Source organism: Anaeromyxobacter oryzae (assembly GCF_023169945.1).
In the GTDB taxonomy this organism is placed as follows: Bacteria; Myxococcota; Myxococcia; order Myxococcales; family Anaeromyxobacteraceae; genus Anaeromyxobacter; species Anaeromyxobacter oryzae.
The window spans coordinates 1,273,827-1,298,788 of sequence record NZ_AP025591.1; the positions used below are offsets into that span (position 1 = coordinate 1,273,827).

A 24,962-nucleotide genomic window follows, 5' to 3' on the forward strand; every position below is an offset into this window, starting at 1 on the left:
CTCACGCGTCGTAGATCCGGTCGAGCGTGGCCTGGACCTCCAGGATCGACTCGACGGCAGGGTCGTAGCGGGCGCCGCGCGCGAGCGCCTGGGCCCACGCGACGGCCGCCCGGCCGCCCCACGCGTCCGGCGGCCCGGCGAGGACCTCGCGGCTCGTGCCGTGGAAGCGCTCCACGAGGAAGTCGTAGAACGAGCCCGACACGTTCCTGAGGGCGGCGCCGCCCTGCGTCCCGTAGAAGGCCGCCTCCATGAGGCAGTCCTGGCCGGCGGCGAGGCGCCACGAGCACGCGAGCTGGACCGCCGTGCCGCCGCGGAGCTCGAGCTGCGCCGCCGCCCAGTCCTCCACCTTGCCATCCGCACGGCCTCGGAGCCGGTCTCCGCCGGCGCGGAGGGTCGCGGCGATCTCGTCCACCTCGGGGAACCCGAGCACCCAGAGCGCGAGATCGACGAGGTGGATCCCCAGGTCGACGAGGCACCCGCCGCCCGAGAGCCGGGCGTCGTAGAACCACGGCTTGTCGGGCCCATACGCGTTGTGGAAGACGAGGCTCGCCGCGTACACGCGGCCGAGCGCGCCGCCCAGGACGAGCTCGCGGACCCGGTCCATCCCCGCGACGTGGCGGTACGAGAGGTCGACGCCGAGGAGCCGGTCGGCGGCGCGGGCCGCCTCGACCACGCGGCGGGCCTCCGCGGCGGAGCGCCCGAGCGGCTTCTGGCAGAACACGGCCACGCCACGCTCGAGCGCCTTCGCCGCCTGATCGGCGTGGAGCGCCGACGGCGTCGCGACGACCACGCCGTCGAGGTCGAGCTCGAGCAGCGCGTCGAGCGAGGACACCACCCGGCACCCGTCCACCGCGTCCGCGGCGGCGGCCGCCGCCGGACCCGCGGCGTCGGCGACGGCGGCCGCGTCCGCGACGCCGCTCTCCAGGATCGCCCGCATCCGGTGGCGCCCGATCCAGCCGACGCCGAGGAACCCGAGGCGCGGGCGGCGCGGGGCTTGCGAGGGGACCGCGATCATGTCGTCAAGACCGCCTTGAGGAAGCCCTCCGGCCGCTCCTCCATCGCCTGGAACGCGGCGCCGACGCCAACGAGCGGGAAGGCGGTGTAGAGCGGCTCCGGATCGAGCCGCCCCTCCGCCACCGCGCCTGCGGCCGCGAGGATCCCCTCCCGCTGCACGCGGGGATCGCGCTCGTGGGCGTTCACGACGTCGATCCCGCGCCAGTTCCACAGCCACATGTTCACCGTCCGCGGACCGTCCTGGTGGTAACCCGCGACGACGAGCCGCCCGCCCTCCCGGACGAGCTCCGACGACAGATCGAGCGACGCCTGGTTCCCGACCGCCTCGACGACCACGTCGAAGAGCCGCCCGCCGGCGAGCGCCGTCGCGCGCGCGACGTCCGCACCGCGATCGGCGCCGGTCGCGAGCGTCTCGGCGGCCCCGTACCGCCGCGCGAGGGCGAGCGCGGTCTCCCGGCGCGAGAGCGCCACGACCCGCGCGCCGGAGAGGACGGCGAGCCGGAGCGCCACGAGCCCGATGAAGCCCGCCCCGACCAGCGCGACCTGGTCGCCGGCGCGGATCCCGCTCCGCCGGAAGACGTTGGCGCCGCAGCCGAGCGCCTCGGCCGGGAAGGGGCCGCGGATCGCGTCGGGCACGCGGACGACGCGGCCCACCGGCGCGACGTCGTACTCGGCGAAAGCGGCGCCGGAGAGCAGGGCGACGCGGTCGCCCGGGGCGAGGCCGGAGACGTCCTGCCCGACCGCCGCGACGCGCCCCCAACCCTCGTGCCCGGGAGCGCCCGGCGGGAACGGGTACCGGAACCACTCGCGCCCCTGCCACGGCACCAGGCTCGACCCGCACACGCCGCAGCCCTCGAGGCGCACGAGCACCTCGCCCGGGCCCGGCGCCGGCCGGTCGACCTCGACGATCTCGAACCGCCGCGGTCCGGCGAGGACCGCGGCGCGCATGCGGGCCGCCCCTGGCATCTAGGTCGCCGCCTCCTGCTGCACCGGCAAAGTCCGGCCGGGCCGGGCGGCGTCCCGGAGCCAGGCGTGGAGGCGGGCGACGCCCTCGCGCACGCCCGTCCGCGGAGACCAGCCCGAGACGGCCGCGAGGGCGGACGGATCCGACACGTACCAGCGCTGGTCCGCGAGCCGCCACTCCTCGAAGCGCACCGCCGGCCGCGCGCCCTCGAGCTCGGCGATCAGGTCGAGCAGCTCGAGGAGGCTCACGGTGTTGTCCGCGCCGCCGCCCACGTTGAACGCGCGGCCGGCGACCTCGCGCGGCCGCTCGCGCGCCGCGAGGAACCCGTCTAGGAGATCCTCGACGAAGAGGACGTCGCGGACCTGCTTCCCGTCGCCGTAGAGCGTGATGGGCCGCCCCTGCATGGCCTGGATGAGGAAGTGCGCCACCCACCCCTGATCCTCGGTCCCGAACTGGCGCGGGCCGTAGATGCAGCTCATCCGGAACACGGTGGCCGGCACGCCGTAGGTGCGGGCCCAGTCGAGAACGTACTGCTCGGCCGCGCCCTTCGAGCACCCGTACGGTGAGTGAAAGGCGAGCGCGCGTTCCTCGGAGATGCCGCGGCGCAGCCCCGGATCGACCGGAACGTACCGCGTGCCGACGTCCGCGAGCGAGACGTCGTCGAGGGCCCCGTAGACCTTGTTCGTGGACGTGAAGAGGACGAAGGGCGGCGGGTCCTCGCGCCGCACCGCCTCGAGGACGTTGAGCGTGCCTCGGGCGTTCACCTCGAAGTCGTGGATCGGGTCGACGAGCGACGTGGTCACCGCCACCTGCGCCGCGAGGTGGAAGACCGCGGAGGCGCCCCTCACCGCGCGCGCGACCGCGACGGGATCGCGGACGTCGGCGAGGATCGTCTCGAGCCGATCGCCGTGGGCGCCCTGGAGCCAGTCGAGGTTCCGCTCGACGCCGGGCCGGGCGAGGCTGTCGAGGACGCGGACGCGCGTCCCGCTGGACAGGAGGCGGTGGGAGAGGTTCGCGCCGATGAAGCCGGCGCCGCCCACCACGAGGACGCGCTCGCCGCTCACAGCGAGAGCCCCCGCGACGTGAGCTCGGCGCTCGCCTCGCCGACGTGGTCATGCGCGATCTGCCCCTCGAGCCAGCCCGCCAGCTCCTCGAGGCCCTCGTCGAACGCCACCCTCGGTGCGTAGCCGAGGAGGCGCCGCGCCTTCGCGATGTCCGCGAAGCAGTGCCGGATGTCGCCGACGCGGTACTTCTGCGTCACCTCCGGGCGCACGTCCTCCCGGCCGATCGCCTCGCCGAGCCGCTCGGCCACCTCCAGCACGGTGAAGCTCCGGCCGCTCCCGACGTTGAAGACCTGCCCCGCGGCCGCGGGCACCGTGAGCGCGAGGCGGCAGGCCTCCGCCACGTCCTGGACCGCGACGAAGTCGCGCCGCTGCAGCCCGTCCTCGTTCACGAGCGGAGGCCGCCCGTTGAGGTAACGGGACGCGAAGATGGCGAGCACGCCGGTGTACGGGTTCGAGAGCGCCTGGCGCGTGCCGTAGACGTTGAAGAAGCGCAGCGCGACCGTGGAAATGCCGTACGCCTCGCCGACGAGCAGGCACATCCGCTCCTGGTCGAACTTCGAGAGCGCGTAGATCGACGCGAGCGCCGGCGCCTTGGACTCCGGCGTCGGCACCGGCTCGAGCGGATCGCCGGCCTCGCCGAGCGGCTCCCATCGCCGCCCGAGGAGCTGCGCGCGCGTCCGCTCCGCGGAGACCAGCCGCCCGCGGCGATCCCGGTAGAGCCCCTCGCCGTAGAGGCTCATCGAGGAGGCGACCACGAGCCGCTCCACCGGCCGCTCGATGAGCGCCTGGAGGAGGACCGCCGTGCCGAGGTCGTTCACGCCGACGTAGCGATCGACCTCGTACATGCTCTGGCCGACGCCGACCGCGGCGGCGAGGTGCACCACCGCGTCCACCCCGCGGAGCGCCCGCCGCACGGCCTCCGGGTCGCGCACGTCGGCGACCACGAGCTCGACCTGGCGATCGAGGTAGGCCGGTCGGCCTGCGTCCGGGCCGTGCACCTGCGGTGACAGGTTGTCGAGGGCTCGCACCGCGTGCCCGCAGGCGAGCAGGTGGTCCGCGAGGTGCGAGCCGATGAACCCCGCCCCCCCCGTGATGAGGATCCGCCGTCCGTTCATGGGTAGTCCCGGGGCGCGAGCCCGCCCAGTTCTCCCGGCGTGAAGGGCGCCCCTCCTCGGGAAACGTGGGATCACGTCCGCGGCCAGGCAACGTCCGGGCCACTCCCGGAGCCCGGGATCCACTCCCGGTCCACGGACTCCGCAGGCGGCGTGACCTCACCGCGTGCAGGCCTCCTGCGGGTCGAAAAGCGAGGGCATACATTTTCGCGCGGACCCGGCAGGGAGCCACGCACCTCCGATGCCCGAACGACTCGAGATCGCATTCTTCGCATCGAGCCTCGTCTCCTCGTACTGGAACGGGGCCGCCACCTACTATCGCGGGCTCGCGCGGGCGCTCCACGCCCGGGGGCACCGGCTCACCTTCTACGAGCCCGACGCGTACGACCGGCAGGCGCACCGGGACATCCCCGACCCGCCCTACGCCCGGGTGGTCGTCTGGGATCCAAACGATCCCTCCACGCTCGACCGCTGCCTCGCGGCCGCGTGGCGCGCGGACCTCGTCGTGAAGGCGAGCGGCGTCGGCGTGCACGACGAGCTCCTCGAAGCGCGCGTGCTCGAGCTGCGCCGGCCCGGGAACCGGGTCGCGTTCTGGGACGTGGACGCGCCCGCGACGCTCGAGCGGCTCGGGAGCGATCCCGGCGATCCCTTCCGGGCGCTCGTGCCGCGCTACGATCTCGTCTTCACGTACGGTGGCGGCGACCCCGTGGTGGCCGCGTACCGCCGCTTCGGCGCCCGCGCGTGCGTGCCGATCTACAACGCGCTCGATCCCACGACGCACCACCCGGTGCCGCGCGACACCCGCTTCGAGGCGGACCTCGCCTTCCTCGGCAACCGTCTGCCGGATCGCGAGGCGCGCGTCGACGAGTTCTTCCTCCGGCCCGCGGCGGCGCTCCCGGGGCGGAGGTTCCTCCTCGGCGGCGCGGGCTGGGACTCGAAGACGCTGCCCGCCAACGTCCGGCGGCTCGGCCACGTGGGGACGGCCGACCACAACGCCTGGAACTGCACGCCTCTCGCGGTCCTGAACGTGTCGCGCGACAGCATGGCCCGGAACGGCTTCTCCCCCGCGACGCGCGTGTTCGAGGCGGCGGGCGCGGGCGCGTGCATCGTGACGGACGCCTGGGAGGGGCTGGAGCTGTTCCTCGAGCCTGGCCGGGAGGTCCTCGCCGCGCGCGACGGGGCGGAGGTCGCCGCTGCGCTCGGGGGGCTCGACGAGGCCCGGGCGCGGCGCATCGGCGAGGCGGCCCGGGCGCGCGTGCTCGCGGAGCACACCTACGATCGCCGGGCGGAGCGGGTCGAGGCCGCGCTCGGCCTCGGGGCCGGGCGAGCGGAACGCCAGCCCCTCGCCGCGGAGAGGGTCGCGGAATGAGCGGGTCCCTCGACGTGGTCTTCCTGGGGCTCTCGATCACGTCGTCGTGGGGGAATGGTCACGCGACCACGTACCGCGCGCTCGCGCGGGCGCTGGCCGCCGCCGGGCACCGCGTCCTCTTCCTCGAGCGCGACGTCCCCTGGTACGCGGAGAACCGCGACCTCGCCGCGCCGCCGTGGTGCGACGTCCAGCTCTACGGCGGGGTCGCCGAGCTGCGCGAGCGCTTCGGGGACCGGCTCCGCGCCGCGGACCTCGCCGTCGTCGGCTCCTACGTGCCGGACGGGCGCGAGGTGGCGCGGCTCGTCCAGGAGCTCGCGCGCGGGATCACGGCCTTCTACGACATCGACACGCCCGTCACCATGGCGGCGCTCGCGCGCGGCGACTGCGCGTACCTCGCGGCGGAGCTCGTGCCCGGGTTCGACCTGTACCTGTCGTTCACCGGCGGCCCCATGCTGCGCCGCATCGAGCGGGAGCTCGGCGCGCGCGCCGCGCGCGCGCTCTACTGCAGCGCGGATCCCGAGGTACACCGACCGGCGCCGCACCCGCCGCGGTGGGATCTCGGCTACGTCGGGACGTACAGCGCCGACCGCCAGCCCGCCCTCGAGCGGCTCCTCCTCGAACCGGCCCGGCGCCGCGGCGGGGCGCGGTTCGCGGTGGCCGGCCCGCAGTACCCCGCGGACGTGCGCTGGCCGGGCAACGTCGACCGGATCGAGCACCTCCCGCCGACCGCGCACGCGGCGTTCTACGCCGCACAGCGCTACACGCTGAACGTGACGCGGGCGGACATGGTCCGCGCGGGCTGGTCCCCGTCGGTGCGGCTCTTCGAGGCCGCGGCGTGCGGGACGCCGGTGCTGTCGGACCGCTGGCCGGGGATCGATGCCTTCTTCGCGCCGGGCCGCGAGATCCTGCTCGCGGCCTCGACGACCGAGGCGCTCGCGATCCTCGACCGGCTGCCCGACCAGGAGCGCCACGCGATCGGGGAGCGGGCGCGGCGCCGGGTGCTCGCGGAGCACACCGCGACGCATCGCGCCGAGGCGCTCGTGGGGTTCGTCCGGGAGGCGCGCGAGCGGAACGCGCGGCGCCGTGCACGGGTGCGGAAGGAGATCGCCCAGGGGGAGCGGGGCTAGGGGCAGTCCCCGGGGGGGGAATGAGATGAGGGTGGCGGTGGTGGGAGCGGGGTACGTGGGGCTCGTCACCGGGACGTGCCTCGCGGAGTCGGGCAACGACGTCGCCTGCGTCGACAAGGACGACGCGAAGATCGAGGCCCTGCAGGCGGGGTCGATCCCGATCTACGAGCCCGGGCTCGAGGAGCTCGTCCATCGCAACGCGAAGGAGGGCCGGCTCCGGTTCTCGACCGATCTCGCGCAGGCGGCGGGCCGCGCCAAGGTGGTCTTCCTCGCGGTGGGCACGCCGGAGGGCGAGGACGGCGACGCCGAGCTTCGCCACGTGCTCGAGGCCGCGGAGGAGATCGCCCGGTCGGTGAAGCACTACACCGTCGTCGCGACGAAGAGCACGGTCCCGGTCGGGACCGCGGATCGGATCCAGGAGATCATGGAACGGCGCGCGAAGGCGGAGGTGGACGTCGTCTCGAACCCCGAGTTCCTGAAGGAGGGCGCGGCGCTCGAGGACTTCCAGCGGCCGGACCGCGTGGTGGTCGGGGCGAGGACGGACCGCGCCCGCCGCATCATGCGCGAGCTGTACGCGCCGTTCGTGCGCACCGAGCGACCGATCCTCCTCATGGATCCGCGCTCCGCGGAGATGGTGAAGTACGCCTCCAACGCGATGCTCGCGACCCGCATCTCGTTCATGAACGACATCGCGGTGCTCTGCGAGCGCGTCGGCGCCGACGCCGAGCACGTCCGCAAGGGGATGGGCGCGGACACCCGCATCGGCTACCCGTTCCTGTTCCCGGGGATCGGGTACGGCGGCTCCTGCTTCCCGAAGGACGTGAAGGCGCTGCTCGCGACCGGGCGGCGGCACGGCATCGACCTCGACCTGCTCCGGGCGGTGGAGAAGACGAACGAGCGGCAGAAGCGGCAGCTCCTGGTCCGCGCGGTGAAGCACTTCGGGGCGCTCGACGGCCGGACGTTCGGCGTGTGGGGGCTCGCGTTCAAGCCGAAGACGGACGACCTGCGCGAGGCGCCGTCGCTCGAGGTGATCGAGGGCCTGCTCGGCAAGGGCGGTCGCGTCCAGGTCTACGACCCGGTGGCGATGGAGCGCGCGCGCCGGCTCCTCGGGGAGCGCGTCACGTTCGCGCCCGGGCCGTACGAGGCCGTCGAGGGCGCGGACGCGCTGTTCGTCGTGACCGAGTGGAGCGAGTTCCGGACGCCCGACCTCGAGCGCGTGAAGACGTTGATGCGATCGCCGGTCGTGTTCGACGGCCGGAACGTGTTCGACCCCGCCGAGATGGAGGAGCTCGGGTTCGTGCACCACGCCATCGGCCGCGCGCCACCGGGGCCTGCGAAGTGAGCGACCGCACGGCGCCACCCGCCGCCCGCGGCGAGGCGCCGCTGGCGACGGCCCGCCCCCCGCCCCAAGTTCGAGGAGCAGGCCCTTCGGAGAGAGGCAGCGGCGATGGATGGCGAGCGCATCTGGCCGGGGAGGCCGTATCCTCTCGGCGCCAGGTTCGATGGAGAGGGCACGAACTTCGCCGTGTACTCGCGGGACGCCGAGGGCATCGAGCTCTGCCTCTTCGCCGACGACGCCGTCAAGGAGCTCCGACGCGTCCGGCTGTCCGAGCGCACCGGACACGTCTGGCACGCCTACCTGCCCGGCGTCGGTCCGGGCACCCTCTACGGCTACCGGGCGCACGGTCCGTACGAGCCGGAGAACGGGCACCGGTTCAACCCGTCCAAGCTCCTCGTGGACCCGTACGCCCTCGCCATCTCGGGCGACACGGACCTGCAGGGCCCGGTGCACGCGTACCGGCTCGGCGCGCCCGAGGGCGATCTCGCCTACGACGACACGGACTCCGCCGCGGCGATCCCGAAGAGCGTCGTGGTCGGCAACCACTACGACTGGGAGGGGGATCGCCCGCCGCGCACGCCGTGGCACCGCTCCGTGATCTACGAGGTGCACGTCCGCGGGTTCACGATGCGTCACCCGGAGGTCCCGCCGGAGCTGCGCGGCTCGTACGCGGGCTTCGCCTCGCCGCCGGCGATCGAGCACCTGGTCCGCCTCGGCGTGACCGCCGTCGAGCTGCTCCCGGTCCACGAGTACACCGACGAGGCGTTCCTCCAGGGCAAGGGGCTCCGGAACTACTGGGGGTACTCGACCCTCGGCTTCTTCGCCCCCGAGCAGCGCTACTGCACGAGGGGCTCGCGCGGCGAGCAGGTCGCCGAGTTCCGGGGGATGGTCAAGGCGCTGCACCGGGCCGGCATCGAGGTGATCCTCGACGTCGTCTACAACCACACCTGCGAGGGGAACCACCTCGGCCCGACGCTGTCGCTCAAGGGGCTCGACAACCGCAGCTACTACCGGCTCTCCCCGGAGTCTCCCCGCTACTACATGGACTACACCGGGACCGGGAACTCCCTCGACACGACGAGCCCGCCGGCGCTCCGGCTCGTCATGGACTCGCTCCGCTACTGGGTGGAGGAGATGCACGTCGACGGCTTCCGGTTCGATCTCGCCGTCACCCTCGCCCGCGACCCCGACTACTTCGACGAGGCCTCGCGCTTCCTCGTGGCGGTCTACCAGGATCCGGTGCTCGAGAAGGTGAAGCTCATCGCGGAGCCCTGGGACGTCGGGCCGGACGGCTACAAGGTCGGCGCCTTCCCGGTGAACTGGTCGGAGTGGAACGGGAAGTACCGCGACGTCGTGCGCCGGTTCTGGAAGGGCGACGAGGACCAGGCCAGCGAGATGGGGTACCGGCTCACCGGGTCCGCGGACCTCTACGAGCCCGCCGGCCGGAAGATCTTCGCGAGCGTGAACTTCGTCACGGCGCACGACGGCTTCACGCTCCGGGATCTCGTCTCCTACAACGAGAAGCACAACGAGGCGAACCTCGAGGACAACCGGGACGGCACCGACGCGAACTACTCGTGGAACTGCGGCGCAGAGGGCGAGACCGACGATCCGGCGATCCTCGCGCTCCGCGACCGGCAGGTCCGGAACATGCTCGCGACGCTCCTCGTCTCGCAGGGCGTGCCGATGATCACCGCCGGCGACGAGATGGGGAAGACGCAGGGCGGGAACAACAACGCGTACTGCCAGGACGACGAGATCTCGTGGCTGGACTGGGAGCTCGACGACCGGCGTCGCGCGCTCCTCGGGTTCACGCGCCGCATGATCCGGCTGCGCCTCTCGCAACCGGTGCTGCAACGGCGCCGCTTCTTCCGCGGCCGCCACCTCTCCGACTCGTCGCTCAAGGACCTCGCCTGGTTCCGGCCGGACGGCACCGAGATGAAGGCCGAGGACTGGGAGAAGCCCTTCGCGCGGTCCGTCGCGTTCCTCCTCGGCGGCGACGCGCTGGTCTCGCCGGACGAGCACGGGGAGCGGATCTGCGGCGACACGCTCCTCGTCCTCCTGAACGCCGACCACGAGGCGGTCACGTACCGGCTGCCCGAGGTGGAGTGGGGCCGCGCGTGGGAGATCCTCGCCGACACCGCCGGCGCCTCGGACGAGAAGCGCGACCTCATCGAGGCGCGCGGGACGGTGCGGGCCGAGGCGCGGTCGATCGTGATCCTGTCCCGGCCGGCAGAGCGGTGAGGCCGACACGTCGGCGGCGTCCGGGGAATCGACGGCGTTCGCCGGCCGCGACTGCGCCTCCGGGGGCGATCTCGAGCGTCTCCCTCTCGGCGGTTGTCACGGTCCGTGACAGACCGCTATAGTACCGTGCCCAGTCCGACAGTGGCGCAAGACTCCCGAGAGGGCACACCCATGCCTCGCATCTCGATCGCGGCTCTCCTGACTGCTCTCGCAACGGTCGCGCGAGCCGGCGACGGTTTCACGGACCGGGTCGCCGCTCGGATCAGCGAGAGCCGGCAGTGCTCGCAGGGCACTTCGACCGTGATCGAGTGCACGTACTCGTTCGAGGGGATGACGCTCGTGCTGGTCCTCGACCCGCGAAACCCCGAGTACAACGCGTTCACCGTGAAGGCAGCGCCGTCCGGCGACAGCACGTTTCTCAAGTTCGGCGGCACGCACTCGTGCGCGCTGATCACCTACATCGGCAGCAAGCCGGGCGAGGTCGCGAACGTCTTCATCTCCCAGAGAACGGGAGACGTGCTCACGGAGCACGATATGGCGTGCGCGAAGTAGCTCCTCCACGACGGCTCGATGGCACCCCCGTGCGGGTTGCCTCGCCGCCAAACGAAGGCGCCCCGCCCTTCGGTCGGGGAAGCCCCTCGCGCGCGCGCTTCCGCGCTCGCCCTACCCCGCCCCGCCCGCGCCCTTCGCCATCTCGTGCAGCCGCTGCTGCGAGATCTGGATCTTGAGCCCGCGCCCGCCGTTCTCGAGGAAGAGCCGGAGGCCGTAGTCGTAGTGGCGCTTCACCGCGTTCAGGATCGACTCGTAGATCGGCTGGAGCGCCTCGGGGGTCGGCGCCGCGACCTCGAAGTCCTCGAACCCGAACAGCGAGATGATGTAGCGGGTCTCGAGCTTCTTGAACCGGACGCGGAGCAGGATCGAGTCGCGCCCCTTCGGCACCTCGAGCGCGAGCCGCAGCCCGACGTGCCAGAACGCGTCCTCGTCGAGGTGCATCGCGTCCTCGATCTTCTCGGTCGGCGCGCCCGCGCTGCCGCCGGAGAGCAGCTCGTACGAGAGCAGCTCCCGCGGCCAGCTCGCGTACTCCATGAGGCCGCGGGACAGGGTCGCCGCGAACAGGACGCACTCGGAGCGGTACGCGGCGAACCGGCCACGCGCGGCCTCGAGCGACTGGCAGAGCTCCTGGTATCGGTTGCTCATCGGGTCCTCCCACTCGAGCGTCGCGCGGGGGTCGCGGGCGAGCGCCCGTCCGAGACGCGCGGACCATAGCACGCCCGCGCCGCGCGGGACCGGCCCGCGTGCCGCGGCGGTCCTGAACGTCCCTCCCGGCGACGCGGGCCGGCCGGGCATCGCGGCGGCGGCCGGCCGGGCGTCCGCCCGCCCCTGCGCAGAAAGCCGGGTGCCGCTATCATGCGCGCCATGTCGAACCTCCCTCCGGAGTGGGGCGGCCGGCCGGTCTGGGCCGAGATCGACCTGGACGCGATCGCGTCGAACGTGCGCCTGCTCGCAGGCCGGGCCACGCCGGCGCGGCTCTACGCCGTCGTGAAGGCGAACGCTTACGGACATGGCGCGGTCGCGGTCGGGCGGGCGGCGCTCGAGGCCGGCGCGCACGGCCTCGCGGTGGTCTGCGTGGACGAGGGCGAGGAGCTCCGGCGGGCGGGCATCGAGGCGCCCGTCCTCGTGGTCGGGCACACGCCGCCGAGCGACGCGGCGCGCGTCGCGTCCCTCGGCCTCCGCCCGACGGTGGGCTCGATGGACCTCGTGGAGGCCCTGTCGGCCGCCGCCCGGGCGCGCCCCGAGCCGGTGCCGATCCACCTCGAGCTCGAGACGGGCCTGAACCGCCACGGGCTCGCGCCCGACGCGCTCGTCGCCCTCGCCGAGCGCGCGCGGCAGCTGCCCGGCATCCGCGTCGAGGGGCTCTTCACCCACTTCGCCGCCGCCGAGGAGGGCGACCAGCGCTTCACCCGCCGGCAGCTCGAGATCCTGCGCGAGACGTCCCGGCGCGTGCCATGGATCCCCGAGCGGCACTGCTCGGCGTCGGCGAGCGTCCTCGTCGATCGCGAGATGGCGCTCGAGGCGGTCCGGACGGGCCTGTCCATGTACGGCTACCGGCCCGCGCCCTGGTGCGGGACGGACGCCGACCTCGTGCCGGCCCTGTCCCTCCGCGCGCGCGTCGCGCGCGTCTCGGAGCTCGAGCGGGGCGCCACGGTCGGGTACGGGCGCATGTGGGCCGCGGCGCGCCCCACCCGCGTCGCGCTCGTCATGTGCGGGTACGCCGACGGGTACCGGCGTAGCTTCGGCAACCGCGCCCACGTGCTCGTGCGCGGTCGCCGCGCCCCGGTCGTCGGCCGCGTCGCGATGGACATGTGCATGGTCGACGTGACCGCCGTCACCGGCGTCGCGGTCGGCGACGTCGTGACGCTCATCGGCCGCGACGGCGAGGAGCGCGTCGACGCCGACGAGCTCGCCACGCTCGCGGACACGATCTCCTGGGAGATCCTGGCCGGGATCAGCGCCCGCGTCCCTCGCCTGTACCTGCGCGGCGGCGCCGTCGAGTCGGTCACGACCCTGAACGACCGGGTGCCGGCGCCGGGGCGCTGACGGCGCGCCGCATTCCGCACGGTAGGTGAATGTGTCCCGCCCCGCGTGCGGTGGGTCGCCGCGGCGTCCCGCGTGGTCCCGCGCCCATGCTGGCCGTGTCCCGACTCCGCCCCCGCGTGCACGTTCCGTGCAGGGGAGGCGGAGGCGACGCCGATGGTACCGGCCGCGTACGCGCACGACCCGTTCCCGTTCCTGCAGCACACGCTCGCCGCCGGGTGGCTCGATCCCGTGATGATCGCGTGCTCCCGCGCGTGCGAGGGCTGGGCGATCGCGCTGTGCGCGCTCGCGGTCGCGCTCACCGGCGAGCGCTGGGGAGCGCGCGCGGCGATCGCGGCGGGGACGGTGCTCGCCGCCCTGGCGCTGGACGGCGCGACCGTGGAGGTGCTGAAGCGGCTCGTCGACCTGCCTCGCCCGCTCGCGGTGCTCGGCGCCGCGCACGTCCGCGTGCTCCTCGAGCCGCTCCGCGCGCACTCGATGCCGAGCGGTCACGCGAGCGCCGCCGCCGTGCTCGCGGCGTACGCGGTGCGGCGCACGCGCCGGGCCGGCGCGGCCGCCTGCCTCCTCGCGATCGCGGGCGGGCTCTCGCGCGTCTACGTCGGCGCGCACTGGGCGCTCGACGTCGTGGCGGGCTGGTGCCTCGGGATCCTCTTCGGGCTCGCGGCGGCGGCCGCCGCGCGCGCCGTGATCGCACGCCTCGACGCCGCGCGCGCGACCGCGCTGCCGGCGCGCGCGACGCCCTGACCCGCGCCGGGCCCGCCGCTCCTCAGACCGGCTCGAGCCAGCCCAGCCGATCCGGGCGCTCCCCGCGCTGGATCCCGGAGATCTCCGCCCGCAGCCGCTCGCCGAGCGACTCCGCGCCCGGCGCGGCGAGCCGGAGCGCCTCGCCGGGCCACGCGACCTCGCCGATCGGCGCGACGACCGACGCCGTGCCCGTGCCGAACACCTCCGCGAGCCGGCCCGCGCGGTGCGCCGTCGCGAGCTCGTCGAGCTCGATCCGCCGCTCCTCCACCGGGACGCCCCAGCCCCGCAGCACCTGGAGGACCGAGTCGCGCGTCACGCCGGCGAGGATCGTCCCCTCCAGGGAGGGCGTCACGACCGTGCCGCCGATCGCCGCGAAGACGTTCATCGTGCCGATCTCCTCGAGGTCACGGTGCTCCGCGCCGTCGAGCCACAGCACCTGGTCGAAGCCGCGCGCCTTCGCCTCCTCGGCGGCGAGGAGGCTCGCGACGTAGTTGGCCGCCGCCTTCGCGCCCCCGATGCCGCCCCGCGCCGCGCGGGCGCGCTCGCGCTCCACCCAGATCCGCAGCGGCCGCGGCGGCCCGGAGAAGTAGCCCGCCACCGGCGAGAGGAACGCGAGGAGGGTGTACGCCTTCGCGGGGCGGACGCCGAGGAACGCCTCCGTCGCGAACACCACCGGCCGGACGTAGAGCGACGTGCCCGGACCGCCCGGCAGCCAGTCCGCGTCGGTGCGCAGCAGCGTCTTCACGCCGTCGAGGAGCAGCGCCTCGTCGACGGGGGGGATGCAGAGCCGCTCGGCGCTGCGGGTGAGCCGGGCGAGGTGCGCGCCGGGCCGGAAGAGCCGCATCCCGCCCGGATGGCGGAACGCCTTCAGCCCCTCGAAGATCGCCTGGCCGTAGTGGAGCGCCGACGCGGCCGGATCGAGCGAGATGGGGCCGTACGGCACGACCCGCGGCGCGTGCCAGCCCCTGCCCTCCGCCCAGTCGACGCGGAACATGTGATCGGTGAAGTACTTCCCGAACCCGAGCTCGGCCTCGGCGGGCCGCGCCTTGGGGCTCCGGGTCCGCTCCACGGGGATCGCCATCGCTCCTCCTCGTCGCTCGCGCGCGCGGGCTCCCGTGCTACGGTGAGGCCGCGCGACGCGTTCGGGTAGGTCAAGTGTGTTGTCCATTACAGCGGGCCGCGCCGGAAGCGTCAACATGATTGACCAGAAGACCCGCGACGCCCTCGACGAGGCCCTGGAGCTGCTGTTCTTCGCGTTCCGGGATCTCACCGCCGAGCCGGACCGGGTCCTGGCGGACAGGCGGCTGTCGCGGGTGCACCATCGCATCCTGTACTTCGTCCGCCGGAACCCCGGCCTCGGCCCGGGCGAGCTGATCCGGATCCTCCGCGTCTCGAAGCAGGCGCTCGCGCGTCCGCTGAAGGACCTGGTCGAGCAGGGGCTCGTCGCGGCGGCGCCGGTCCCCGAGAACCGCCGCCGGAAGGCGCTCCGGCTGACCCCCGCCGGCGCACGGCTCGAGCGCCGGCTCTCGGGCTCGCAGCGGCGCCGGTTCGCCGGCGCGTTCGGCGCGGCCGGGGCGAGCGCGTCCGAGGGCTGGCGCGCGGTGATGGCGATCCTCGGCGCCCGCCGGACCGATCCCGCCGCGGCCGCGGCGCCCGCACCGCGCAGGCGCGAACGCGCCTGAGCCCTGCGCGCCGGGCGGGTTCCACCGAAGGATGGGTGGCGCCGGAACGTGCCTTCGGTGCGCCCGGAGCGCGCCCGCGCGGCCACCCGCGGGATCCGGGGAGTTTCCCTCGTGGCCCGCCCGTTGCTCACGTCCTCCGGCCGAACCCGACGGAGGACGACGATGACGTGGAAGCTGACCCGACGCGAGCTGCTCCAGGCCGGCCTCACGACGGCGGCGGTGGGGGTCGCCGGCGTCCCCTTGAAGGTGCTGCCGGCGGATCACGGGGACTGGACCTGGGACAAGGGCGTGTGCCGGTTCTGCGGCACGGGCTGCGGGATCCAGGTCGCGACGAAGGGCGGCAAGGTGGTCGCGGTGAAGGGCGACCCCGATCACCCGGTGAACCGCGGCCTGCTCTGCGCGAAGGGCTACGCGAACGCGCAGATCCTCTACGGCGACGACCGGCTCACGCGGCCGCTGCTCCGGAAGCGGAACGGCGCCTTCGACAAGCGGGGCGAGTTCGAGCCGGTCTCCTGGGACGAGGCGCTCGACGTGATGGCGCGGGAGTGGCGCCGGGCGTACGGCGCGCTCGGCCCGACCGGCGTCGGGATCATGGGCTCGGGCCAGTACACGATCATGGAGGGCTACGCCGCGGTGAAGCTCGCGAAGGCGGGCTGGCGGACGAACAACATCGACCCGAACGCGCGCCACTGCATGGCCTCCGCGGTCCAGGGCTTCATGCAGACGTTCGGCATCGACGAGCCGTCGGGCTGCTACGACGACATCGAGCTCGCCGACACCGTCGTGCTCTGGGGCGCGAACATGGCGGAGATGCATCCCATGCTCTGGGCGCGCGTCGTCGACGAGCGGCTCCGGCGGCCCGGGTACCAGGTGGTGAACCTCACCACGTACGCGAACCGGTCCTCGGAAGCCGCGGACGTGGAGATCGTCATCAAGCCGCAGTCCGATCTCGCCATCTGGAACTTCATCGCGCGCGAGGTGATCCGGCGGGGCGCCGTCGACGAGGCGTTCGTGAAGGAGCACTGCGTCTTCGCCGCCGGCCCCACCGACATCGGCTACGGCCGCCGCGGCGAGGAGAAGCTCGCCGCCGCCGCCGCGAGGCACTGGCTCGTCGATCGCGCCGCGTTCGAGAAGGCGCTCGAGCCGTACACGCTCGAGCACACCGCCGAGCTCGCGCGCGGCGATCCGGACGAGCCGCTCGAGGCCTTCCAGAAGAAGCTCGCCGCCCTCGCCGACGTGTACGTCGACCGGGCGCGGAAGGTCGTGTCGTTCTGGACGATGGGCTTCAACCAGCACACGCGCGGCACGTGGGTGAACGAGCAGGCGTACATGGTCCACCTGCTCACCGGGAAGCAGGCGCGGCCGGGAACCGGCGCGTTCTCGCTGACCGGCCAGCCGTCCGCGTGCGGCACGGCCCGCGAGGTCGGCGTGTTCTCGCACCGGCTGCCCGCGGACATGCTCGTCGACGACGCGGCGCACCGCGCCCACGCGGAGGAGCTCTGGAGCCTCCCGCACGGCACGCTCAACCCGAAGCCGGGCGCGCACATCGTCCAGATGCTCCGGGATCTCGAGGACGGGAAGCTCCGCTGGGTCTGGGTGCAGGTCACGAACCCGTTCCAGTCCAGCGCCAACGCGAACCACTGGACCCACGCCGCGCGGGAGAAGGACTGCTTCATCGTCGTCTCCGACGTGTACCCGTCGTTCTCCGCGAAGTGCGCGGACCTCATCCTGCCGTCGGCGATGATCTTCGAGAAGTGGGGCGGGTACGGGAACGCCGAGCGCCGCACCCAGCTCTGGCGCGAGCTCGTCGCGCCGCCCGGCGAGGCCCGGAGCGACCTCTGGCAGCTCATGGAGTTCTCGAAGCGCTTCAAGGTCGCGGAGGTCTGGGGGAAGCAGCCCGTCCCCGGCCTCGAGGCGGACGGGTTCGAGAAGGGCTTCCTGCCCGACGTGACGGGCGCCGCGCGGGCGCTCGGCCACGGCCCGGACGCGACGCTGCACGACGTCCTCTTCGCGACGCCCGCCAACCGGAAGGTGCGGTGGCCGGATCCCGTCGCGCGGAAGAAGGCGAACCACACCGTCGTCCACGCGAAGCTCGACTGGTTCCCGGAGAAGGCGCTGTTCGAGGAGTACGCCCGGTTCGGCCGCGGCCACGGCCACGACCTCGCGCCGTTCGACGTGTACCACCGCGACGACGTCCGCGGCCTCCGCTGGCCGGTGGTCGCGGGGAAGGAGACGCCCTGGCGCTTCAACGGCGAGCACGACCCTTACGTCCGCCGCGGGGCGCGGTTCGACTTCTACGGCCCGTTCGCGAAGAAGCTCCCCCGGGGCGACCTCGAGGACGTGACGGATCCGGCGCCGGTGCCGCTCCCCGGGAAGGCGAAGATCTTCTTCCGCCCCTGGCAGCCGCCCCCCGAGGCGCCCGACGCCGAGTTCGACCTGTGGCTCTGCACCGGCCGCGTGCTCGAGCACTGGCACTCGGGGACCATGACCCGCCGCGTGCCGCAGCTCCACTCCGCGGTCCCGGAGGCGACGCTCGCGATGCACCCGAAGGACGCGGAGGCGCGCGGGCTCGCCCACGGCGACCTCGCCTGGATCGCGTCGCGCCGCGGGAAGATCCGCGCGCGGGTCGAGATCGGGGGGCGGAACAAGGTGCCGCGCGGCCTCGTGTACGTGCCCTGGTTCGACGAGGGCGTGCTCGTGAACGCGCTGACGCTGGACGCGACCTGCCCCATCTCGAAGCAGACCGACTTCAAGAAGTGTGCGGTGAAGGTGAGCCGCGGCGAGACCGCCTGAGGACGACGACCATGATCGCCACCGCTGCCCTCCTGCTGCTCGCCGCGACGTCGACGCCGGACGCGTCCCTCGGCCTCTCGAAGACCGGCGTCTTCGACGTCCCCGCTCCGCCCGCCGTCCGCGCCGAGGACTCGAGCCCGGGCGAGAAGCCGGCGCCGCCCCGCGCCTACCCCGGCGCGCCGCCGGCCATCCCGCACGGGATCGCCGACTTCCTGCCCATCACCCGGACACAGAACCTCTGCCTCGACTGCCACGCCGTGAAGGAGAAGAAGCCGGGCGAGGCCACGCCCATCCCGGCGAGCCACTACCGCGATCTGCGGCGCGCGCCTGGCGCGCCGCGGGGCCGGATCGCCGGCGCGCGGCACGTCTGCACCGCGTGCCACGCGACGCGATCGGACGCCGCGCCGCTCGCCGGCAGCACCTTCGGGCGCTGACCCGCCGGAGACCCTGGCGCGCGCTTCGCGACACCGGAGGTGATCGCGAAGCGCGAGCCGTCGTTCAGGCGCGGACCTCGCGGTCGGAGACGAGGCGCGCCGTCTCGGCGGCACGGTCGTCGTCCTCCTCGTCCACGATGTCCGAGAGGCTGATGACGCCGACGAGGTGGCCCTCGTCGTCGACCACCATCATCCGGCCCTTGTGGTGCCGCGCCATGAGCTGCTCGGCGCGCTCGATGGGATCGGTCTCGCGGCAGGTGATGGTCTCCCGCGTCATCACGTCCGCGGCGACCGTCGCGCTCGAGCGCAGGTCCTCGCCGCACACCCGCAGCGCGATGTCACGATCGGTGAGAGTGCCGACGGGCCGGCCGTCCGGCGCGCAGATCGGCACGAACCCGATGTTCACCTCGCGCATGCGGCGGGCGATCTGCTGGATGGTGTCGTGCTCCCGGAACGTCTCCACCTCGCTCTTCATGAGGTCCTGGCACAGCATGGGGCACCTCCTCGCGCGGCGTCCGATCGAGCGCGTCTCGATTTCCATGTCGCGCCCTCGCACCGCGAGCGACGGCCCGCGTGGGGCACGGCGGTGCCGCGGTGCGCCGTCCCTCAGGCGCCCGGCGCCTCGTCCCCGTCGCCGTCGATGACGCGGAGCAGCGCGTCGACCGCCTCCGCGGCGGTGGACGGCGCCGCCGGATCGCGATCCGCGGTATCGGGCGCCCCCCAGTCGAACCAGAGCAGGTTCCCGTCCCGGTCGACGACGGCGAGGGCGCCGAGCGGCCGGGCGAGCCGGAGCTCCGGGTCGCGCCCGAACGGGCTCGAGAGCGCGGCCGGCGGGAGGGGCCGCGCGCCGAAGCGGTAGTACAGGACGGCGCCGTCGGCCTCCAGGCCTCCGAGGAGCGGTCCGACGTCCTTCCCGAGCCGGTCCGTGCGCCGGGTGCGGAAGTCGGGTCCGAAGCCGTCGTCGATCCGGACCTCCACGTCCGAGTACAGGCGCGAGAGGCCCGCGAGCTCGGGCGGGAGCCGCGCTCCGACCTCGACGGTACGGGTCGTCCGCCCCTTCGCCTCGAGGCTCTCGCGGACCGCGTCGAGCGGGTCCTTCGCGCGGTGCGGCTCCGCGTGATCGATGGCGCGGACCAGCACGACCCGGCGGAGGTTCCGGAACGGAGGCGGGCCGGACGGACCGTCAGCGAGAGGCGCGCTGGCGCAGCCCGCGGCGGCGGCGACGACGGCGGCGGCGGCGAGCACCGTCGCGCCGGCACACGCGCGGCGAAAGCCGTCGAGCATCACGCGCACGCCCCCCCGTGACGGTATATTCCATCCATGCCCGTCACCGTCGAGACCGGCTCGACCCTCACCTTCGATCGTTTCTGGCGCTGGCTGAAGCGCCACTCGAACTGCATCCTCCGCGCGGGGACCCCCGACTGCTTCCTGTACGACCACGAGGATCTGCACTGGCACCTCGAGGAGGACGACGACCGCGTTCCCACCGTGCAGCTCGTGCGGGGCAAGCAGATCCTCGGCGAGGTGGTGATCGAGGTCCGCGACGTCCTGTTCGTGCAGCAGCTGCCGGATCCGGACGAGGCGGGGCAGTTCCTCTTCGAGCTGGTCGGTGGCGGAGACGAGCCGTACGCGGTGTACCACTTCGTCCTCGCCCACGGCTTCGACGAGGAGGGCGGCCATCGGCCGCAGCTGAAGCAGTAGCGGCGGGCGGCCGCGGGCCGTGGCAGAGCTCCTCTTCACCGTCGGATACGAGGGGCGCAGCGCGAAGGCGCTCGCGACGCGCCTCCACGAGGCGCAGGTCGCGCGCGTCCTGGACGTCCGCGCCAGCGCGCGCTCGGCGCGGCCCGGGTTCTCGAAGGGCCCCCTTGCGAAGGCGCTCGGCGCCGCGGGGCTCGCCTACGCCCACCTGCCCGAGGCCGGGAACCCGTTCTTCGCCGAGGCCGAGGCGGATCTCGCGGGCGTCCTCGAGCGGTACCGCGCGCACCTCGAGGCCCACCCGGAGATCGTGCGGGCGGTGCGCGAGGCGGCCCGCGGGGAGAGGACCGCCCTGCTCTGCGCGGAGGCGAACCCGGCGCGCTGCCACCGGTCGGTCCTCGCGGCGGCGCTCGTGGCGGACGATCCGGACCTGCGGATCGTCCACCTGTAGCGCGCCGTCACTTCTTCCGCGCCGGCTTCTCCGACGCCGGGGCGGCCGTGGCGCCGCCACTCGCCTGGTGCTCCGCGGCCGCCTTCTCGAACTCCGGCTTCAGCTTCTCGAGCACGGCCGGGAGCCGCTGCTGCATCACCGCCATCATCTGGCCGTTCACGTCCTGCGCGACGTCCGGCATGACCCGGATCGTCTTCTGCCCGATCGGCGTCTTGTAGAACGCGAGCAGCTCGCGCAGCTCCGCCTCCGTGTAGTGCTTCGCGAGGACGCTCGCCTGGAGGTCGACGATCTCCTGGTACGAGTAGATCGACATGATCTGCTTCATCAGCTTCTCGAATAGCTCCGGCTGCGTCGACCCGCCCTGCTGCTGCGCCATCTGCGAGAGGTACTGGACGGTCTGCTGCGAGATCCCGGTGAGCGTCCGGTTCCAGTTCTCCTCGGGCAGGACGTAGCGGGCGAGCTCGACCGCGACCGGCGTGGGCTGCGCGGGATCGGCGGCGCGGGCGCGCGGCGCGGAGGCGAGGAGCAGGGCCGGGACGAGGACGGCGAGAAGGTGCTTCATGCGGTGGACCCTCCGGGGATTCGAGACGGTCCGTGAAGCCTAGCACGGCCGGGCCGGGCGCCCGGCCGCGTGCTCGCCGCGGCGCGTTGCGCTCGCGCGCGAGCGCCGGTATCCTCCGTTCGTGGCCTCGTCGATCGTGACGCGTCGATTTAGCAGCCCCCCGCCCCGGACCGGGCGCAGGGTGGGCACTCGCGCGCGCTGATCTCGACGAGGAGCCGCTCCGCACCAGCGACATCGCCCGGGCCGTGACGGGGGGGACCGCGTCCTCTCCCGCCCCCTTCGCCGCCTCCCGCCGCGCTCGCGCGCGCCGGCGGCGGCCCCTCTCCGACCCGGAGGTCTCGAATGCCGCACCCCGTCCTCACCCCCGGCGCGCTCGCGCGCGCCCTCGCCGTCCGCGATCTCAGCGACCCCGCCCAGGGTCCCCACGCGATCCAGCGCGTCCTCGGTGCCGCCGCGAACGCCCTCGTCGCCGCGTGGGGCTGCCCGGCGATCGTCGAGCGCGCGAGCCCCATCGTCTCGGTCGCCGACAACTACGACCGGCTCGGCTACCCGGCCGGCGGCGCCGCCCGCGACGCGCGCCACACGCGCTACGTCTCGGAGACCCACCTGCTCCGCAGCCAGACGTCCGCGATGATCCCGCCGCTCCTCCGCCGGCTCGCCGCGGATCCGCCGCGGGACGCCCTGCTGGTCTGCCCGGGCGTGGTCTACCGCCGCGACGCGATCGACCGGCTCCACGTGGGCGAGCCGCACCAGGTGGACCTCTGGCGCATCCGCCGCGGCCCGCCGCTCCGGGTCGCGGACCTCGCGGAGATGATCGCCTGCGTCGCGGGCGCCGTCGCGCCGGGGCTCACCGTGTCGGTGACGTCCTCGCCCCACCCGTACACGCGCGAAGGGCGGCAGATCGACGTCCGCATCCGCGGCGCGTGGCTCGAGATCGGCGAGTGCGGCCTCGCCGCGCCGGAGGTGCTCGCCGCGGCCGGGCTCCCGGCCGACGCGAGCGGCCTCGCGATGGGCCTCGGGCTCGACCGGCTCGTCATGATCGCGAAGGGGCTCGACGACATCCGCCTCCTCCGCGCCGAGGATCCGCGCATCGCCTCGCAGATGCTCGACCTCGCACCCTGGCGGCCGGTGTCCCGCCACCCGCCGGTGCGGCGCGATCTGTCGGTGGCGGTGAAGGACGACGCCACGGCGGAGGCGCTGGGCGATCGCGTCCGCGAGGCGCTCGGGGACCGCGCCGCGGACGTGGAGGCGGTCGAGGTGCTCTCGGAGACGCCCGCCGGCGCGCTCTCCGCGGCCGCGCGGGCGCGGCTCGGGATCTCGGCAGGGCAGAAGAACGTGCTGCTCCGCGTCGTCCTCCGGGCGCTCGGACGGACCCTCACGGACCCGGAGGCGAACGCGCTGCGCGACGCGGTGTACGCGGCGGTCCACGAGGGGGCCGCCCACGAGTGGGCGGCCGGCGCCGCGGGCGCGCCCGCGCGCTAGGCGCTCAGGGCTGGAGGGCCGCCGACGGACCGCGCGCGGCGCCCCGCGGCGCGCGGTGACGGTCCGCCCACGCCGCCCACGGGACGAGGAGCCAGAGCGCGAGGCCCGCGCCGCCGATCGCCTGGCTGGAGGGCGGCGGCGGCCCGAGCGCGCTCGCCGCGTAGACGATCAACAGGAACGCGAGCAGCGACCCGATCCCGATCGTGCCGGCGCGGTCGCGGGCGCGCGTGCTCGAGAGGTAGATCGCGACGCCCGCGGCGAACAGGAGCAGCTCGACGGCGAGCGTCGCCGGGACCGAGCGCCAGACCCCGAGCCCGACCTTCGGGCCGCCGGGCCAGATCGGCAGGTCCGGGCGGTGGACCACGAGGTCGAGCACCCAGTGGCTCGCGACGGCGACGCCGCAGGCGATCGCCCCGGCGCGGTACCCCGTCCGCGCGAGGTAGATCCCGGCGAGGAGCGCCGCCCAGACTAGGACGAGCGCGGCCGAGTGCGTGAGCGGGTAGTGCTCGAAGTCGAGCGGCGAGAACGCGGTGATCCCCGGTTCCACGCGGACGCGCTCGACGCCCGCGAGGACCAGGATCGGCCAGACGAGGTCCGCGAGCTGCGCGGCGAGGACGAGCGTGCCGAGCGACGTCTCCGGCGCGACGCGCTTCGCGCCGAGCGCGACGGCGTAGTGGCCCAGGAACATGGCGGTGCATCCTGGCACGCGGTCCGCCGGGGCGCACGTCCCGCTCGGGACCGGAAGCGGCGGAACGCGCCGTGGATCCGGGGGCTTCGCGGCGCCGGCCCGCCCGAACGCCGGGCGCGTGCATCCGGCGGCGCCCCGGCCCGCGTCCAAGAGGTGAACGCGGTAGAACCCACACCGAGGAGACCCGCCGATGATCCGCCGCCTCGCCCCGCTGCTCGCCGTGCTCGCCCCCGCCCTCGCCCGCGCCGGCGAGGACTCGAAGATCGCCGCCGAGCTCGCCCCCGTCCTCGCCACGGCGGCCACGTTCGGCGGCGCCGCGCTCATCGTCGCGATCGTGCTCTTCGCGCGGAACCGGACGGCGCACCTGCGGCACGAGACGATCCGGCTCGCGCTCGAGAAGGGCCAGCCGCTTCCGCCCGAGCTGCTGGCGGCGCCGCGGCGCGAGCCCGACCCGACCCGCGACCTGCGCTGGGGGCTCATCCTCCTCGGCCTCGGCGCCGGCCTCGGGCTGTTCCTCTTCTCGCTGCCCGACGCGCGGCAGGCCGCCGGCGTCGGGCTCGTCCCCGGGCTGCTCGGGGCGGGCTTCCTCGTGACCTGGCTCGTGACGGGGCGCGCCGGCGCCGGCCGCGCGGGGGCGCCGGGCACGGACGCGTGACCGGGCCGTCCGACGCCGCGCTCGTCGCCCGCGTCCTCGCGGACGACGACCGCCGCGCGTTCGCCGAGCTGGTGCGCCGCCACCAGTCCGCGATCCGAACGCTGCTCCGGCGCCTCTGCGTCGGCGACGCGGCGCGCGCGGACGACCTCGCGCAGGAGACGTTCCTCCGCGCCTACCGGAAGCTCGCCACCTGGCGCGGCGACGCGCGGTTCTCGACCTGGCTCCACCAGATCGCGTGGCGCGCCTGGGCCACCGACGCCCGGCGCCGCCCCGCGCCGCAACCCGAGCCGCCGCCGCCCTCGCCTGGACCCTCGGCGCGCGCGGACGCGAGGCTCGACCTGGAGCGCGCGTTCGCCGTGCTCCGCGACGAGGAGCGCGCCGCGCTCGCGCTCGCCTTCGGCGAGGACCTCTCGCACGAGGAGGCGGCGGCGATCCTGGAGTGGCCGCTCGGCACCTTGAAGTCCCACGTCGCGCGCGGCAAGGAGAAGCTGCGCCGCTTCTTCGCCGCGGCGGAGGCGTCATGACCGGGCCCCGACCCGACGACCCCGTGGAAGACGCGCTCCACCGCGCCGCGCACCTCGACGACTGCGGCTTCACCGCGCGCGTGCTCGACGCCCTCCCGCCGCCGCGGCCGCGCCGGCGCGCCGCGGTGCTCGTGCCGTTCGTGGCGGCCGCCGTCGCGCTGGCCGCGGTCGTCCTCCCGCGCGCGGTCGCGGTGATCGGCGCCGCCCTCGCGGCGGCCGCGGCGAGGCCGGCCGGCTGGGCGATCCCGGCGCTCGTGCTCGCGGCGGCGGCCGGCGCGCTGGTCGTCGCAGGCGTGACCGCCGCCGGGCGGGCGGACCCCGGCTGAGGGACCGCCGTCGAACACGGCGCAAGGCGGCGTTCACCGTCGGTCGCCGGGACACCCCACGCTTCTCTCCCCTCCCGCCGCTGGCCGGGTTATGACGA

26 protein-coding genes are annotated in these 24,962 nt (G+C 74.4%); 16 read left to right on the plus strand and 10 right to left on the minus strand.

What is annotated here, in order from left to right; all coding sequences use genetic code 11:
* Position 1: 1 nt before the first annotated feature.
* From AMOR_RS05435 to AMOR_RS05450, 4 genes are read right to left on the minus strand one after another with little or no spacing between them, the layout of a single operon-like run.
* Positions 2 to 1,015: a Gfo/Idh/MocA family oxidoreductase gene (locus tag AMOR_RS05435; RefSeq protein WP_248359306.1), complete on the minus strand. Its 1,014-nt coding sequence runs from the start codon at positions 1,013 to 1,015 to the stop codon at positions 2 to 4.
* Positions 1,012 to 1,980 carry an MDR/zinc-dependent alcohol dehydrogenase-like family protein gene (locus AMOR_RS05440; RefSeq protein ID WP_248359308.1) on the minus strand — a complete coding sequence of 323 codons (969 nt, stop codon included), beginning with the start codon at positions 1,978 to 1,980 and terminating at the stop codon, positions 1,012 to 1,014. Before AMOR_RS05440 ends, AMOR_RS05435 begins: the two co-directional genes overlap by 4 nt.
* The gene (locus AMOR_RS05445; RefSeq protein WP_248359310.1) at positions 1,981 to 3,042 is read right to left on the minus strand and encodes an NAD-dependent epimerase/dehydratase family protein; all 1,062 of its coding nucleotides are present in this window, start codon (positions 3,040 to 3,042) and stop codon (positions 1,981 to 1,983) included. It lies immediately after the preceding gene.
* A complete protein-coding gene (locus tag AMOR_RS05450; RefSeq protein ID WP_248359312.1) occupies positions 3,039 to 4,157 on the minus strand; it encodes an NAD-dependent epimerase/dehydratase family protein in 1,119 nt (372 codons plus the stop codon). Before AMOR_RS05450 ends, AMOR_RS05445 begins: the two co-directional genes overlap by 4 nt.
* A gap of 238 nt (positions 4,158 to 4,395) precedes the next feature.
* Between AMOR_RS05450 and AMOR_RS05455 the strand changes: the two genes are divergently transcribed.
* The 5 genes from AMOR_RS05455 to AMOR_RS05475 all read left to right on the plus strand — a co-directional run bounded on the left by AMOR_RS05455 (position 4,396) and on the right by AMOR_RS05475 (position 10,785).
* Positions 4,396 to 5,523, plus strand: coding sequence for a CgeB family protein (locus AMOR_RS05455; RefSeq protein WP_248359314.1), 1,128 nt, complete (start codon positions 4,396 to 4,398; stop codon positions 5,521 to 5,523).
* Positions 5,520 to 6,650, plus strand: coding sequence for a CgeB family protein (locus AMOR_RS05460; RefSeq protein WP_248359317.1), 1,131 nt, complete (start codon positions 5,520 to 5,522; stop codon positions 6,648 to 6,650). The genes AMOR_RS05455 and AMOR_RS05460 overlap by 4 nt, the downstream gene beginning before the upstream one ends.
* Positions 6,651 to 6,675: 25 nt before the next feature.
* Complete coding sequence (locus tag AMOR_RS05465) at positions 6,676 to 7,992, plus strand: UDP-glucose dehydrogenase family protein (RefSeq protein WP_248359320.1); 1,317 nt, start codon at positions 6,676 to 6,678, stop codon at positions 7,990 to 7,992.
* Between the two features lie 105 nt (positions 7,993 to 8,097).
* Positions 8,098 to 10,233, plus strand: coding sequence for a glycogen debranching protein GlgX (gene glgX / locus AMOR_RS05470; protein WP_248359323.1), 2,136 nt, complete (start codon positions 8,098 to 8,100; stop codon positions 10,231 to 10,233).
* A gap of 300 nt (positions 10,234 to 10,533) precedes the next feature.
* Entirely contained in the window at positions 10,534 to 10,785 is a 252-nt protein-coding gene (locus AMOR_RS05475) for a hypothetical protein (protein WP_248359325.1), read from the plus strand.
* A gap of 111 nt (positions 10,786 to 10,896) precedes the next feature.
* Here AMOR_RS05475 and AMOR_RS05480 read toward each other — a convergent pair whose 3' ends face one another.
* The gene (locus AMOR_RS05480) at positions 10,897 to 11,430 is read right to left on the minus strand and encodes a hypothetical protein (RefSeq protein WP_248359328.1); all 534 of its coding nucleotides are present in this window, start codon (positions 11,428 to 11,430) and stop codon (positions 10,897 to 10,899) included.
* Positions 11,431 to 11,649: 219 nt separating this feature from the next.
* Here AMOR_RS05480 and alr point away from each other — a divergent pair, with 219 nt between their 5' ends.
* Positions 11,650 to 12,831 (plus strand): alanine racemase, encoded by a 1,182-nt coding sequence (gene alr / locus AMOR_RS05485; protein WP_248359331.1) that lies wholly within the window; start codon positions 11,650 to 11,652, stop codon positions 12,829 to 12,831.
* A 153-nt stretch (positions 12,832 to 12,984) separates the two neighbouring features.
* Positions 12,985 to 13,572: a phosphatase PAP2 family protein gene (locus tag AMOR_RS05490; protein WP_248359333.1), complete on the plus strand. Its 588-nt coding sequence runs from the start codon at positions 12,985 to 12,987 to the stop codon at positions 13,570 to 13,572.
* A gap of 22 nt (positions 13,573 to 13,594) precedes the next feature.
* Here the strand turns inward: AMOR_RS05490 and AMOR_RS05495 are convergent, their stop codons facing one another.
* A complete protein-coding gene (locus AMOR_RS05495) occupies positions 13,595 to 14,653 on the minus strand; it encodes a branched-chain amino acid aminotransferase (protein ID WP_248359335.1) in 1,059 nt (352 codons plus the stop codon).
* 115 nt (positions 14,654 to 14,768) lie between these two features.
* On the opposite strand from AMOR_RS05495, the gene AMOR_RS05500 reads away from it, so the two are divergent.
* The 3 genes from AMOR_RS05500 (at position 14,769) to AMOR_RS05510 (ending at position 18,481) form a co-directional block, all read left to right on the plus strand.
* The gene (locus AMOR_RS05500; protein ID WP_248359339.1) at positions 14,769 to 15,254 is read left to right on the plus strand and encodes a MarR family winged helix-turn-helix transcriptional regulator; all 486 of its coding nucleotides are present in this window, start codon (positions 14,769 to 14,771) and stop codon (positions 15,252 to 15,254) included.
* A gap of 162 nt (positions 15,255 to 15,416) precedes the next feature.
* Positions 15,417 to 18,047, plus strand: coding sequence for a nitrate reductase catalytic subunit NapA (gene napA, locus AMOR_RS05505; protein WP_248359342.1), 2,631 nt, complete (start codon positions 15,417 to 15,419; stop codon positions 18,045 to 18,047).
* Between the two features lie 11 nt (positions 18,048 to 18,058).
* Positions 18,059 to 18,481 (plus strand): nitrate reductase cytochrome c-type subunit, encoded by a 423-nt coding sequence (locus AMOR_RS05510; RefSeq protein WP_248359345.1) that lies wholly within the window; start codon positions 18,059 to 18,061, stop codon positions 18,479 to 18,481.
* Positions 18,482 to 18,545: 64 nt separating this feature from the next.
* Here the strand turns inward: AMOR_RS05510 and AMOR_RS05515 are convergent, their stop codons facing one another.
* Together AMOR_RS05515 and AMOR_RS05520 are read right to left on the minus strand one after the other, a co-directional pair.
* On the minus strand, positions 18,546 to 18,974 hold the full coding sequence (locus AMOR_RS05515) for a CBS domain-containing protein (RefSeq protein WP_248359347.1): 429 nt from the start codon (positions 18,972 to 18,974) through the stop codon (positions 18,546 to 18,548).
* Positions 18,975 to 19,087: 113 nt separating this feature from the next.
* Positions 19,088 to 19,774 carry a hypothetical protein gene (locus tag AMOR_RS05520; protein ID WP_248359349.1) on the minus strand — a complete coding sequence of 229 codons (687 nt, stop codon included), beginning with the start codon at positions 19,772 to 19,774 and terminating at the stop codon, positions 19,088 to 19,090.
* A 27-nt stretch (positions 19,775 to 19,801) separates the two neighbouring features.
* Between AMOR_RS05520 and AMOR_RS05525 the strand changes: the two genes are divergently transcribed.
* Positions 19,802 to 20,182, plus strand: a complete 381-nt coding sequence (locus tag AMOR_RS05525) for a hypothetical protein (RefSeq protein ID WP_248359351.1) — start codon at positions 19,802 to 19,804, stop codon at positions 20,180 to 20,182.
* 19 nt (positions 20,183 to 20,201) lie between these two features.
* Complete coding sequence (locus AMOR_RS05530) at positions 20,202 to 20,627, plus strand: DUF488 domain-containing protein (RefSeq protein WP_248359353.1); 426 nt, start codon at positions 20,202 to 20,204, stop codon at positions 20,625 to 20,627.
* 7 nt (positions 20,628 to 20,634) lie between these two features.
* Here AMOR_RS05530 and AMOR_RS05535 read toward each other — a convergent pair whose 3' ends face one another.
* A complete protein-coding gene (locus AMOR_RS05535) occupies positions 20,635 to 21,189 on the minus strand; it encodes a DUF2059 domain-containing protein (RefSeq protein WP_248359356.1) in 555 nt (184 codons plus the stop codon).
* Positions 21,190 to 21,531: 342 nt separating this feature from the next.
* On the opposite strand from AMOR_RS05535, the gene srmL reads away from it, so the two are divergent.
* On the plus strand, positions 21,532 to 22,671 hold the full coding sequence (gene srmL / locus AMOR_RS05540; protein ID WP_248359359.1) for a PheS-related mystery ligase SrmL: 1,140 nt from the start codon (positions 21,532 to 21,534) through the stop codon (positions 22,669 to 22,671).
* Between the two features lie 4 nt (positions 22,672 to 22,675).
* Here the strand turns inward: srmL and AMOR_RS05545 are convergent, their stop codons facing one another.
* Positions 22,676 to 23,359: a hypothetical protein gene (locus tag AMOR_RS05545; RefSeq protein WP_248359362.1), complete on the minus strand. Its 684-nt coding sequence runs from the start codon at positions 23,357 to 23,359 to the stop codon at positions 22,676 to 22,678.
* Positions 23,360 to 23,549: 190 nt separating this feature from the next.
* Here AMOR_RS05545 and AMOR_RS05550 point away from each other — a divergent pair, with 190 nt between their 5' ends.
* Genes AMOR_RS05550 through AMOR_RS05560 form a run of 3 tightly spaced genes read left to right on the plus strand, consistent with a single transcriptional unit; the run spans position 23,550 to position 24,864 of the window.
* Complete coding sequence (locus tag AMOR_RS05550; RefSeq protein ID WP_248359365.1) at positions 23,550 to 24,014, plus strand: DUF6249 domain-containing protein; 465 nt, start codon at positions 23,550 to 23,552, stop codon at positions 24,012 to 24,014.
* Entirely contained in the window at positions 24,011 to 24,538 is a 528-nt protein-coding gene (locus AMOR_RS05555; RefSeq protein WP_248359367.1) for an RNA polymerase sigma factor, read from the plus strand. Before AMOR_RS05550 ends, AMOR_RS05555 begins: the two co-directional genes overlap by 4 nt.
* A complete protein-coding gene (locus AMOR_RS05560) occupies positions 24,535 to 24,864 on the plus strand; it encodes a hypothetical protein (protein ID WP_248359370.1) in 330 nt (109 codons plus the stop codon). The genes AMOR_RS05555 and AMOR_RS05560 overlap by 4 nt, the downstream gene beginning before the upstream one ends.
* The last annotated feature ends 98 nt before the right edge of the window (positions 24,865 to 24,962 follow it).

Coding starts and splice junctions, on each gene's coding strand:
- glgX (WP_248359323.1), top strand. CDS start 8,098: ATGGATGGCGAGCGCATCTGGCCGGGGAGGCCGTATCCTCTCGGCGCC.
- AMOR_RS05465 (WP_248359320.1), top strand. CDS start 6,676: ATGAGGGTGGCGGTGGTGGGAGCGGGGTACGTGGGGCTCGTCACCGGG.
- AMOR_RS05500 (WP_248359339.1), top strand. CDS start 14,769: ATGATTGACCAGAAGACCCGCGACGCCCTCGACGAGGCCCTGGAGCTG.
- AMOR_RS05440 (WP_248359308.1), bottom strand. CDS start 1,980: ATGCCAGGGGCGGCCCGCATGCGCGCCGCGGTCCTCGCCGGACCGCGG.
- AMOR_RS05490 (WP_248359333.1), top strand. CDS start 12,985: ATGGTACCGGCCGCGTACGCGCACGACCCGTTCCCGTTCCTGCAGCAC.
- AMOR_RS05495 (WP_248359335.1), bottom strand. CDS start 14,653: ATGGCGATCCCCGTGGAGCGGACCCGGAGCCCCAAGGCGCGGCCCGCC.
- AMOR_RS05435 (WP_248359306.1), bottom strand. CDS start 1,015: ATGATCGCGGTCCCCTCGCAAGCCCCGCGCCGCCCGCGCCTCGGGTTC.
- AMOR_RS05560 (WP_248359370.1), top strand. CDS start 24,535: ATGACCGGGCCCCGACCCGACGACCCCGTGGAAGACGCGCTCCACCGC.
- alr (WP_248359331.1), top strand. CDS start 11,650: ATGTCGAACCTCCCTCCGGAGTGGGGCGGCCGGCCGGTCTGGGCCGAG.
- AMOR_RS05545 (WP_248359362.1), bottom strand. CDS start 23,359: ATGTTCCTGGGCCACTACGCCGTCGCGCTCGGCGCGAAGCGCGTCGCG.
- AMOR_RS05510 (WP_248359345.1), top strand. CDS start 18,059: ATGATCGCCACCGCTGCCCTCCTGCTGCTCGCCGCGACGTCGACGCCG.
- AMOR_RS05480 (WP_248359328.1), bottom strand. CDS start 11,430: ATGAGCAACCGATACCAGGAGCTCTGCCAGTCGCTCGAGGCCGCGCGT.
- AMOR_RS05535 (WP_248359356.1), bottom strand. CDS start 21,189: ATGAAGCACCTTCTCGCCGTCCTCGTCCCGGCCCTGCTCCTCGCCTCC.
- AMOR_RS05455 (WP_248359314.1), top strand. CDS start 4,396: ATGCCCGAACGACTCGAGATCGCATTCTTCGCATCGAGCCTCGTCTCC.
- AMOR_RS05515 (WP_248359347.1), bottom strand. CDS start 18,974: ATGCTGTGCCAGGACCTCATGAAGAGCGAGGTGGAGACGTTCCGGGAG.
- AMOR_RS05550 (WP_248359365.1), top strand. CDS start 23,550: ATGATCCGCCGCCTCGCCCCGCTGCTCGCCGTGCTCGCCCCCGCCCTC.
- napA (WP_248359342.1), top strand. CDS start 15,417: ATGACGTGGAAGCTGACCCGACGCGAGCTGCTCCAGGCCGGCCTCACG.
- srmL (WP_248359359.1), top strand. CDS start 21,532: ATGCCGCACCCCGTCCTCACCCCCGGCGCGCTCGCGCGCGCCCTCGCC.
- AMOR_RS05525 (WP_248359351.1), top strand. CDS start 19,802: ATGCCCGTCACCGTCGAGACCGGCTCGACCCTCACCTTCGATCGTTTC.
- AMOR_RS05460 (WP_248359317.1), top strand. CDS start 5,520: ATGAGCGGGTCCCTCGACGTGGTCTTCCTGGGGCTCTCGATCACGTCG.
- AMOR_RS05450 (WP_248359312.1), bottom strand. CDS start 4,157: ATGAACGGACGGCGGATCCTCATCACGGGGGGGGCGGGGTTCATCGGC.